Raw genomic sequence first — 11664 nt, 5'->3', positions numbered from 1 at the left:
TTGTTGTTTCTACTGCGTGCCTGAAGCTGACGGGGGAACTTTATAAAAACATGATTGTCAAACGTAAAGATAATCACCAGTCGTTGATTCAAGGATGAATATTAACGTGAGAAGGATATCTTTATGTTACCTTTACCACCTGAAAAAATTGGCAGATCAGATTTTCAAAGCCTGGCCAGTGTCCCCAATCAGAATATTAAGGCTGATAGTTCATACAAAAGGTATTTCAGTGATCTTGAACCCATTGGCTACTGCGACGCAACGTCACTAGCCAAGCGCAAATGCCACTCACCTGTTGCAGATCAGGCTGCTCATTGTTCTGTTGCCAACCGGGAACTGCTTGGTGGCAAGGGAATGTTTTTGCAGCGCATGAAAGCAGCTGGTTTGTCTGTGCCGACGTTTCAGTGTGTGACAACTCAGGTCACCAATGCGCTGGAACAATACCCTCTGTATAGCCAGCGTCTGGAACCCTATTTCCCCGGGATCGGCGATGAACCGGAGGCAAATATCAGTCTGGCAAACATCAGGGAATGCCTCAATGCGATGCTGCCTTCAGAGCAAGCCAGAAGAGACAGCTGGCTGGCGGGTCTGGCGAACTTTATTGCCAGTGATGACTTTTATGAGCAGGTTAGAGATTCTGAAGCGGCCCAACACATCAGGGATCACGGACTATCAACATCAGGGCCGCTTATTGTCCGCAGTTCCGGCATCAATGAAGATAACTACGGCGACGCCCAGGCGGGCAAATACCTTTCGGAAGTTCAGGGAGATGAGGATATTTTGCGAACCTGTCTAAAGGTTATGGCCTCAGCTTACCGGCCTGAAGTCTGTTCCGAAGGCATACCGCAACCCATGGCGCTGATTATCCAGGAGTGTATTGACTGCCTGCACGGCGGAGTCGCCATGAGTTTTCAATCCTTTGATGATGATACCGTCAGGGTTGAGTTCACACGGGGGCAGCCCAGAGGGATAGTGGCCGGGCAGTCCGGTAACAGGCCCCATCGTATTGATATTTTTCGCAAGGAAGGCGCCGACAGCTATCAATACTTTCCCGGGACCATCTCAAGTCATTACATCCTGCGTAAAGACAATAACGGCTATTCGGAAATAAGAATGGATGATGCCGATGCCCAATCAAACGACGTTGAACAACAACTCACTGATGACATGGTTGCAGACCTCAGGGTGATGCTGACAAAGCTGGAAAAGTTGTTGCTCTGTCCGGTGGATGTGGAGTTTGCCATAAACTATCAGGGTCGTCTGTTCCTGTTGCAGGTGCGTCCTGTCACCCGACTCTCCGGCGGCCTGGATTTCGCCATGCCCATACCCGAAGAGACCCTGGCCATTGGCGAGGGTGTCAGCGAAGGCTATTGCACCGGACCACTCTGGCTGGCTGAAGAATCAGCGGCAGACTCTATGCCAGAGGGAGCCATAGTCGTGGCCCGACACGCTAAAGACTGGATGCTTGAGCCCGGGTTCCTGAAGTGGGCAGGAGGCTTTGTTACTGCCACAGGCGGATTCAATGATCATGTCGCGATCCTGATGAAACAGCAACGAAAAACCCTGATGCTGGCCGGTGACCAGTTTGAGTCCGTGGCCGCTCAGGTTGGCCAACAGGCGACGCTGGCCTGTGCCCGCTTTAACGGTAAGCCCGGTGCCTTTATTGTTGCCGGTGACATGACCGGGAAACTGTTGAGTCACGGCATTCTATCCTCTGCTGTTTCTGATGAACCTTCAGCAAAAGCCATCCCTGCATGGGATGAATTGTCCCTCTCAGAAGGCGCACTCCGTCAGGTCGCCAGCGGATTTCAATGGCTCACGGATCAAAATGCCCGCCTGTTGGCATTTTTTGCCACCGGCGGCGGGCTGGATTGTCTGGCAAACCCGGTAAAACTGAGCATGTCACCACAACGATCAAAGCTATTGGCAGAGACCTTGGACAGCGTAAATCGACTGGTTCATGGGGCTCAAGCGCTGCTGGATGGGTACGGGGCATTCCTGCAACTGGCTGTTAAGCAAAGTTCAGACAGAGTCGAGTCATTGCGGCAAGAATTACCGCTGCTGAGCAACCGGTTCGAGATGTTGAAACAGACCATTCAATCCGGGTTAGAGCGTATCACTCTTCCCATGCAAGCTGCCGAAGAAGAGAAGTTATCCCCGGTAAGCTTTCGTCAGTGGCTGGCAGACTGTCATCAGCTACAATCCTGTCTTCAAGCACTCAACCCTGAAAGCGCTGAACAGGTGCGAAGTGTCCATGAACTGATTTTTGCCCTGCATCAGCGTTTTGTGGAGGCATTGGCACCGATCACTCTGGACTCGGGCCAGGGCAGGCTTTCCAGGGAAGGTTTCGTTGACTACGTTGATTGCACAGTTCGGGGTAACCTGGATGAGAAGGCAGCGATACTGAGCCCGAATGGCAAAACATTAATTAAAGCATTGAGGCGTCGAGGGACTGTTATCACTATGGATGAGGCTGTGATTGTTAACCTGAATCTTGGCAGTCACGTGAGCCTTATCGAGCTGCTTGAACACGCAGAGGGGGGGAAAGGACGAACCCTGCGGTTGACATTTTCTGACCAATTTGAAAAAGATGATAACGCTGAAAATTTCGGCAAGTTCAGGCGTATGTGGTTTCTGGCGCAATTTTTGAGAGAGATCAAACTGGATGAAAATGCTGATCCCATGAAGCTGAGTTGCAACGCCGTAGCGGGTGAAATGATCGTCGAATGCTCTCGAATAAAATTACGTAAAACCATGCAGTATGCCTTTGAAAAACTGATCATTGTCTTAAGTGAGATGCGTGATCTGGATTTTCGGTTGCAGAGCAGACCCATTTTTGAAGGAAGCCATTGGGACTTTAACGTGCTTGCACAACGCCTTGATCATGATGTTGTGACAGAAGCAGATAGATTCGCCTTTCAACATGGCCTTTTCTTAATGTCTTATGAGCCTAGTAGTGGTTGGCACAAAACTGCCGCTTGGCGCCAGTTATTGAGCAAACACCATCAACAGTTTGTTGATTATGCTCATCGGTTGTGTATTTATCTTTTGTCATTGGTAAGTCGGGAAGAATCTGAACAAACTGCGCAGGAAATCTTGATGAGTGATGAGATGAGTGAGGACACCCGCAGAGAGCTCTTAAATCATGTTTTACTTCTCAAACCCAAAATCGCTACTCGATTGATTGAGCAAGTGTATGACTTGGGAAATCAATACTTTGTTATCAGCCCATCTTGCAATGACAAATTGGAGTTTGATGTATCACCGGGCCAGCCAATTGGGGATCATAAAGAAAAGATCAGGAATGCCGTGCTGAAACATGGATTGGAATATGCCAGTAAACAGGTTCGGAATGATAAAAACTTTGTATTACCCGCCATTTCAAAAGATCCTGCACAATTGCGAAAATTGAGTAAGAAACTGAGAGATGACAGCGATGTCATCAAGGCCGCTGTCGCAAAGAATCCAAAATCTCTGCGTTTTGCAAGCCAAAGACTCCGAGGCGATAAAGACATTATCCGAATGATCACTGCTAATAGTATCCGTCACTTACGAGTAGTCAGTAAAGAGGTATTGATGGATCGCCAGTATATGCTCGAACTAATTGAAATAAATCCTGGAGCTTTCAGTTATGCTGCTCCGGAGCTTAAAGATGATAGGGATTTTATCAATGCAGCAAAACAAAGAAACCCTAAAGTTCATAAATTCCTCAGATAATCTACGAATAAGGCCTGATCGGTTCAGACAACCTTGACCGGTGCCAACCCTGTTGTTGTTTTTTCTACTGCCTGTTTAAAGCTGACGGGGGAACTTTATAAAAACATTATGGTCCAATCAAAGGTAATGACTCACTGTTGAATCATGGATGAATATTAACGTGAGAGGGATACCTTTATGTTACCTTCACCACCTGCAACCATTGGCAGATCAGATTTTCAAAGTCTGGCAATTGACCCCAATCATAAGACTGAGGCTGATCGTCCAGCCAAAAGGTATCTTGGTGATCCTGAAGCCACTGGCGTTCCCGACACAAGGTCACTAGCCAAGCGCAAATGCTGTTCTCCTGTTCAAGATCAGGCTGATCATTGTTCTCCTGCCAACCGGGCACTAGTTGGGGGCAAGGGAATGTTTTTGCAGCGCATGAAAGCAGCCGGTTTGTCTGTGCCGGCGTTTCAGTGTGTGACAACTCAGGTCACCAATGCGCTGGAACAATACCCTCTGGATAGCCAGCGTCTGGAACCCTATTTCCCCGGGATCGGCAATGAACCGGAGTCGGAGATCAGTCTGGCAAACATCAGGGAATGCCTTAATGCGATGCTGCCTTCAGAGCAAGCCAGAAGAGACAGCTGGCTGGCGGGTCTGGCGAACTTTATTGCCAATGATGACTTTTATGAGCAGGTTAAAGATTCTGAAGCGGCCCAACACATCAGGGATCACGGACTATCAACATCAGGGCCGCTTATTGTCCGCAGTTCCGGCATCAATGAAGATAACTACGGCGACGCCCAGGCGGGCAAATACCTTTCGGAAGTTCAGGGAGATGAGGATATTTTGCGAACCTGTCTAAAGGTTATGGCCTCAGCTTACCGGCCTGAAGTCTGTTCCGAAGGCATACCGCAACCCATGGCGCTGATTATCCAGGAGTGTATTGACTGCCTGCACGGCGGAGTCGCCATGAGTTTTCAATCCTTTGATGATGATACCGTCAGGGTTGAGTTCACACGGGGGCAGCCCAGAGGGATAGTGGCCGGGCAGTCCGGTAACAGGCCCCATCGTATTGATATTTTTCGCAAGGAAGGCGCCGACAGCTATCAATACTTTCCCGGGACCATCTCAAGTCATTACATCCTGCGTAAAGACAATAACGGCTATTCGGAAATAAGAATGGATGATGCCGATGCCCAATCAAACGACGTTGAACAACAACTCACTGATGACATGGTTGCAGACCTCAGGGTGATGGTGACAAAGCTGGAAAAGCTGTTGCTCTGCCCCGTGGATGTGGAGTTTGCCATAAATCATCAGGGTCGCCTTTTCCTGTTGCAGGTGCGTCCTGTCACCCGACTCTCCGGCGGCCTGGATTTCGCCATGCCCATACCCGAAGAGACCCTGGCCATTGGCGAGGGGGTCAGCGAAGGCTATTGCACGGGACCACTCTGGCTGGCTGAAGAATCAGCGGCAGACTCTATGCCAGAGGGCGCTATTGTCGTGGCTCAACACGCTGAAAACTGGATGCTTGAGCACGGGTTCCTGAAGCGGGCAGGAGGCTTTGTTACTGCCACAGGAGGATTCAATGATCATGTCGCGATCCTGATGAAACAGCAACGAAAAACCCTGATGCTGGCCGCTGACCAGTTTGAGTCCGTGGCCGCTCAGGTTGGCCAACAGGCGACGCTGGCCTGTGCCCGCTTTAACGGTAAGCCCGGTGCCTTTATTGTTGCCGGTGACATGACCGGGAAACTGTTGAGTCACGGCATTCTATCCTCTGCTGTTTCTGATGAGCCTTCAGCAAAAGCCATCCCTGCATGGGATGACTTGTCCCTCTCAGAAAGCGCACTCCGTCAGGTCGCCAGCGGATTTCAATGGCTCACGGATCAAAATGCCCGCCTGTTGGCATTTTTTGCCACCGGCGGCGGCCTGGATTGTCTGGCAAACCCGGTAAAACTGAGCATGTCGCCACAACGATCAAAACTATTGACAGAGACCTTGGACAGCGTAAATCGACTGGTTCATGGGGCTCAAGCGCTGCTGGATGGGTACGGGGCATTCCTGCAACTGGCTGTTAAGCAAAGTTCAGACAGAGTCGAGTCATTGCGGCAAGAATTACCGCTGCTGAGCAACCGGTTCGAGATGTTGAAACAGACCATTGAATCCGGGTTAGAGCGTATCACTCTTCTCATGCAAGCCGCTCAAGAAGAGAAGGTATCCCCGGTAAGCTTTCGTCAGTGGGTGGCAGACTGTCATCAGCTACAATCCTGTCTTCAAGCGCTCAACCCTGAAAGCGCTGAGCAGGTGCGAAGTGTCCATGAGCTGATTTTTGCCCTGCATCAGCGCTTCGTAAAAGCGCTGGCTCCGGTCACTCTGGACTCGGGTCAGGGCATTCTGTCCAGAAAAGGGGAAATCACCTATGTCGATTACACGACACCGGGTGCAGAGGCACCGCTGCTGAGGCCGTCCGTCAAAGTACTTATTGCAGAGTCAGAGCTTTCAGGGACTGTTATCACCATGGATGAAGCCTTGATTGTTAACCTGAAACTTGGTAGTCATGTGGGCCTTATCGAGTTGCTTGAACAGGCAGAGGGGGGGAAAGGACGAACCCTGCGGCTGACATTTTCTGACCAATTTGACAGAACTGATTACGCTGATAAATCCGGCAAGTTCAGGCGTATGTGGTTTCTGGCGCAATTACTGAAAGAGATCAAACTGGATGAAAATGCTGATCCCATGAAGCTGTGTTGCAACGCCGTAGCGGGTGAAATGATCGTAGAATGCTCCCGAATGAAATTACGTCAAACCATGCAGGATGCCTTTGAAAAACTGATCATTGTGTTACGCGCTATGTATAATCTGGACATTTGGTTGAAGGGCAGACCCATTTTTGAAGGAGGCCAGTGGGACTTTAACCTGCTTGCACATCACCTTGATCGTGATGTTGCGACAGAAGCGGACAGGTTTGCCTTTCAACATGGCCTTTTCGCAATGTCTTATCGGAATTGGACTGGTTGGCAAAATACTGCCGCTTGCTGCCAGTTATTGAGCGACCATCACCAGCAGTTTGCCCATCATGTCCGGCGGTTAGGTAAGTATCAATCGTCATTGTTAGTATATAAAGAACCAGAAGAGAGTCTGCAGGAAATCTTAATGAGTCATAAGATGAGTGAGAACACTCGCAGGGAGCTCTTGCATCACTATTTATTGGTCAAGCCCAAAAACGCTACCAGATTCATTGAGCAAGTGTATGACTTGGGAAATCAATACTTTGTTATCAAGCCGTCTTACAGTTACAGACTGGAGTTTTATGCGCCACCAGATCAACCGTTCGGTGACCATAAGGAAAAGGTCAGGAATGCCCTGCTGGAACATGGATTGGATTATGCCAGCCAACGGGTTTGGAATGATAAAGACTGTGTATTACCCATCATTTCAGAATATCCCATGGAGTTGCAATATTTGAGTGAAGAGCTGAGGAATGATAGAGATGTCGTCATAGCCGCTGTCAAAAAAGATCCCAGACTTCTTTGTTATGCCAGCAAAAGACTCCGAAGTGATAAAAAAATTATTCAAATGGCCATTGCTGACAGTATAAATCCCTTATTTTTTGCCAGTGAAACGATATTGAATGATCCTGAGTATATGTTGGAGTTAATTGCAAAGAATCATGAAGCTTTCGATTATGCTACTTCCGAGCTTAAAGATAATAAAGCTTTCATCAATGCAGCAAAACAAAGAAACCCCGAACTTCGAAAATACCTCAGATAAGTACTCAGCCATACGGAATCGAATATTTCTGGCTAATTGGTCAGGTGCTCTGCAAGGCGCAACGACGGGAACATAGCAAGCTATGTGACCAGAGTTGCAACGCATCACGACTGCATGGATGCAGGAGCTAGTGCAGCCAAGCCTTGATATCCATACAGCCCACTCGTTCCGATACTCTGTGGTCGTCATTCCCGCGAAGGCGGGAATCCAGCGCCAACAGCGGGTCTCTGCCTTCACGCGGATGAAAAGGCCAGGGGGGCACCGGGCAGTATGGTTCTGGTGATGAGTCTGTGTGGATTCCCGCCTTCGCGGGAATGACGGGAGTGAGGCCGGAAATGACGGGAGGTGAACCAGGGTTTTGCGACACCCTTTGTTGCGTGGGAACGAGGGGTGTATGGATATCAGAGCTTAGCTGCACTAGAGCAACGCAGGAGCAGTTGCCGCGAGTGCCTGAACAATAAGTCAGAAAATATGATTTCGTATGGTTGAGTACTTAATCTGCGAACAAGGTCTGATCGATTCAGACAACGCTGACCAGTGCCAACCCTGTTTTTCTACTGCGTTGACGGGGGAACTTTATAAAAACCTTATTGTCGAACGTGAAGGTAATGACTCGCTGTTGAATCATGGATTTACATGAGAGGGATATCTTTATGTTACCTTTACCGCCTGCAACCATTGGCAGATCAGATTTTCAAAGTCTGTCAATTGTCCCCAATCATAAGACTGAGGCTGATCGTTCAGCCAAAAAGTATCTTGGTGATCCTGAACCCGCTGGCGTTCCCGACACTAGGTCACTAGCCAGGCGCAAATGCAGCTCACCTGTTGCAGATCAGGCTGCTCATTGTTCTGTTGCCAACCGGGCACTATTGGGCGGCAAGGGAATGTTTTTGCAGCGCATGAAAGCAGCCGGTTTGTCTGTGCCGACGTTTCAGTGTGTGACAACTCAGGTCACCAATGCGCTGGAACAATACCCTCTGGATAGCCAGCGTCTGGAACCCTATTTCCCCGGGATCGGCAATGAACCGGAGTCGGAGATCAGTCTGGCAAACATCAGGGAATGCCTCAATGCGATGCTGCCTTCAGAGCAAGCCAGAAGAGACAGCTGGCTGGCGGGTCTGGCGAACTTTATTGCCAGTGATGACTTTTATGAGCAGGTTAAAGATTCTGAAGCGGCCCAACACATCAGGGATCACGGACTATCAACATCAGGGCCGCTTATTGTCCGCAGTTCCGGCATCAATGAAGATAACTACGGCGACGCCCAGGCGGGCAAATACCTTTCGGAAGTTCAGGGAGATGAGGATATTTTGCGAACCTGTCTAAAGGTTATGGCCTCAGCTTACCGGCCTGAAGTCTGTTCCGAAGGCATACCGCAACCCATGGCGCTGATTATCCAGGAGTGTATTGACTGCCTGCACGGCGGAGTCGCCATGAGTTTTCAATCCTTTGATGATGATACCGTCAGGGTTGAGTTCACACGGGGGCAGCCCAGAGGGATAGTGGCCGGGCAGTCCGGTAACAGGCCCCATCGTATTGATATTTTTCGCAAGGAAGGCGCCGACAGCTATCAATACTTTCCCGGGACCATCTCAAGTCATTACATCCTGCGTAAAGACAATAACGGCTATTCGGAAATAAGAATGGATGATGCCGATGCCCAATCAAACGACGTTGAACAACAACTCACTGATGACATGGTTGCAGACCTCAGGGTGATGGTGACAAAGCTGGAAAAGCTGTTGCTCTGCCCCGTGGATGTGGAGTTTGCCATAAATCATCAGGGTCGCCTTTTCCTGTTGCAGGTGCGTCCTGTCACCCGACTCTCCGGCGGCCTGGATTTCGCCATGCCCATACCCGAAGAGACCCTGGCCATTGGCGAGGGGGTCAGCGAAGGCTATTGCACGGGACCACTCTGGCTGGCTGAAGAATCAGCGGCAGACTCCATGCCAGAGGGCGCTATTGTCGTGGCTCAACACGCTGAAAACTGGATGCTTGAGCACGGGTTCCTGAAGCGGGCAGGAGGCTTTGTTACTGCCACAGGAGGATTCAATGATCATGTCGCGATCCTGATGAAACAGCAACGAAAAACCCTGATGCTGGCCGGTGATCAGTTTGAGTCTGTGGCCGCTCAGGTTGGCCATCAGGCGACGCTGGCCTGTGCCCGCTTTAACGGTAAGCCCGGTGCCTTTATTGTTACCGGTGACATGACCGGGAAGCTGGTGAGTCATGGAAGTCTATCCTCTGCTGTTTCTGATGTGCCGCAAGAAAAAGCCGTCCCGTCATGGGATGATGTGTCCCTCTCTGAAGACGCATTCCGTCAGGTCGCCAGCGGTTTTCAGTGGCTCACGGATCAAAATGCCCGCCTGTTGGCATTTTTTGCCTCCGGCGGCGGACTGGATTGCCTGGCAAACCCGGTAAAACTGAGCATGTCACCACAACGATCAAAGCTGCTGGCAGAGACCCTGGACAGCATAAATCGGCTGGTTTATGGGGCTGAAGCGCTGCTGGATGGGTACGGGGCATTCTTGCAACTGGCTGTTAAGAAAAGTTCACACAGAGTCGAGTCATTGCGGCATGAATTACCAGAACTGATCGACCGGTTCGTGATGCTGAAACAGACCATTCAATCCGGGTTAGAGCGTATCACTCTTCTCATGCAAGCCGCTGAAGAAGAGAAGGTATCCCCGGTAAGCTTTCGTCAGTGGGTGGCAGACTGTCATCAGCTACAATCCTGTCTTCAAGCGCTCAACCCCGAAAGCGCTGAGCAGGTGCGAAGTGTCCATGAGCTGATTTTTGCCCTGCATCAGCGCTTCGTAAAAGCGCTGGCTCCGGTCACTCTGGACTCGGGTCAGGGCATTCTGTCCAGAAAAGGGGAAATCACCTATGTCGATTACACGACACTGGGTGCAGAGGCACCGCTGCTGAGGCCGTCCGACAAAGTACTTATTGCAGAGTCAAAGCTTTCAGGGACTGTTATCACCATGGATGAAGCCTTGATTGTTAACCTGAAACTTGGCAGTCATGTGGGCCTTATCGAGTTGCTTGAACAGGCAGAGGGAGGGAAAGGACGAACCCTGCGGCTGACATTTTCTGACCAATTTAACAGAACTGGTTACGCTGATAAATCCGGCAAGTTCAGGCGTATGTGGTTTCTGGCGCAATTACTGAAAGCAATCAAACTGGATGAAAATGCTGATCCCATGAAGCTGAGTTGCAACGCCGTAGCGGGTGAAATGATCGTCGAATGCTCCCGAATGAAATTACGTCAAACCATGCAGTATGCCTTTGAAAAACTCATCATTGTGTTACGTGCTATGTTTGATCTGGATCTTGATTTGCGTTCCAGACCCATTTTTGAAGGAGGTCGGTGGGACTTTAACCTGCTTGCGCAACGTCTTAATTGTGATGTTGCGACAGAAGCCGATAGGTTTGCCTTTCAACATGGCCTTTTTGTAATGTCTTATCGGAATTGGAATGGTTGGCACTATACTGCCGTTTGCTGCCAGTTATTGAGCGACCATCACCAGCAGTTTGCCCATCATGCCCGGCGGTTAGGTGAGTATCAGTCGTCATTGTTTTTTCATGAAACACCGGAAGAGAGTCTGCAGGAAATCTTAATGAGTCATAAGATGAGTGAGAACACCCGCAGGGAGCTCTTGCATCACTATTTATTGTTTGAGCCCAAAAGCGCTACCAGATTCATTGAGCAAGTGTATGTCTTGGGAAATCAATACTTTGTTATCAAGCCGTCTTACAGTTACAGACTGGAGTTTTATTTGTCACCAGGTCAACCGTTTGGGGACTATAAGGAAAAGGTCAGGAATGTCATGCTGGAACATGGATTGGATTATGCCAGCCAGCGGGTTTGGAATGATAAAGACTCTGTATTACCCTTCATTTCAGAATATCCCTTAGAGCTCAAATATTTGAGCGAGGAGCTGAGGAATGATAGAGCTATAGTCATGGCCGCTGTCAAAAAAAATCCCAGAGCTCTGTGTTATGCCAGCGAAACGTTATTGAATGATCGTGAATATATGCTGGAGTTAATTGCAAAGAATCATCAAGCTTTCCGATATGCTGCTTCAGAGCTTAAAGCTGATCCGGTTTTTATGGATGAAGCAACCCTCAAAAGCCCCGAGCTTCGAGAATACTTCAGATAATCTGCGATTAATGTCTGACTTA

The 11664-nt window shown here is 49.5% G+C and carries 5 protein-coding genes; 4 read left to right on the top strand and 1 reads right to left on the bottom strand.

Features of this window, described 5'->3' with window-relative positions; translation table 11 throughout:
* Positions 1-123 precede the first annotated feature (123 nt).
* Both ACO6V5_RS08510 and ACO6V5_RS08505 read left to right on the top strand, forming a co-directional pair.
* Positions 124-3717 (top strand): PEP/pyruvate-binding domain-containing protein, encoded by a 3594-nt coding sequence (locus ACO6V5_RS08510; protein WP_422442416.1) that lies wholly within the window; start codon positions 124-126, stop codon positions 3715-3717.
* A gap of 177 nt (positions 3718-3894) precedes the next feature.
* The gene (locus ACO6V5_RS08505; protein WP_422492085.1) at positions 3895-7479 is read left to right on the top strand and encodes a DUF4116 domain-containing protein; all 3585 of its coding nucleotides are present in this window, start codon (positions 3895-3897) and stop codon (positions 7477-7479) included.
* Between the two features lie 127 nt (positions 7480-7606).
* Here ACO6V5_RS08505 and ACO6V5_RS08500 read toward each other — a convergent pair whose 3' ends face one another.
* Positions 7607-7846: a hypothetical protein gene (locus ACO6V5_RS08500; protein WP_422132873.1), complete on the bottom strand. Its 240-nt coding sequence runs from the start codon at positions 7844-7846 to the stop codon at positions 7607-7609.
* A gap of 114 nt (positions 7847-7960) precedes the next feature.
* On the opposite strand from ACO6V5_RS08500, the gene ACO6V5_RS08495 reads away from it, so the two are divergent.
* Together ACO6V5_RS08495 and ACO6V5_RS08490 are read left to right on the top strand one after the other, a co-directional pair.
* Complete coding sequence (locus ACO6V5_RS08495; RefSeq protein WP_422133464.1) at positions 7961-8119, top strand: hypothetical protein; 159 nt, start codon at positions 7961-7963, stop codon at positions 8117-8119.
* Positions 8120-8132: 13 nt separating this feature from the next.
* The gene (locus ACO6V5_RS08490; RefSeq protein WP_422492083.1) at positions 8133-11642 is read left to right on the top strand and encodes a PEP/pyruvate-binding domain-containing protein; all 3510 of its coding nucleotides are present in this window, start codon (positions 8133-8135) and stop codon (positions 11640-11642) included.
* Positions 11643-11664 lie beyond the last annotated feature (22 nt).

Origin of the sequence: Endozoicomonas sp. ALD068 (assembly GCF_049310145.1) — a bacterium.
Taxonomy (GTDB): domain Bacteria; phylum Pseudomonadota; class Gammaproteobacteria; order Pseudomonadales; family Endozoicomonadaceae; genus Endozoicomonas_A.
Note: the sequence above shows the minus strand (reverse complement) of the source record. Positions and strands in the feature narration are given on the sequence as shown.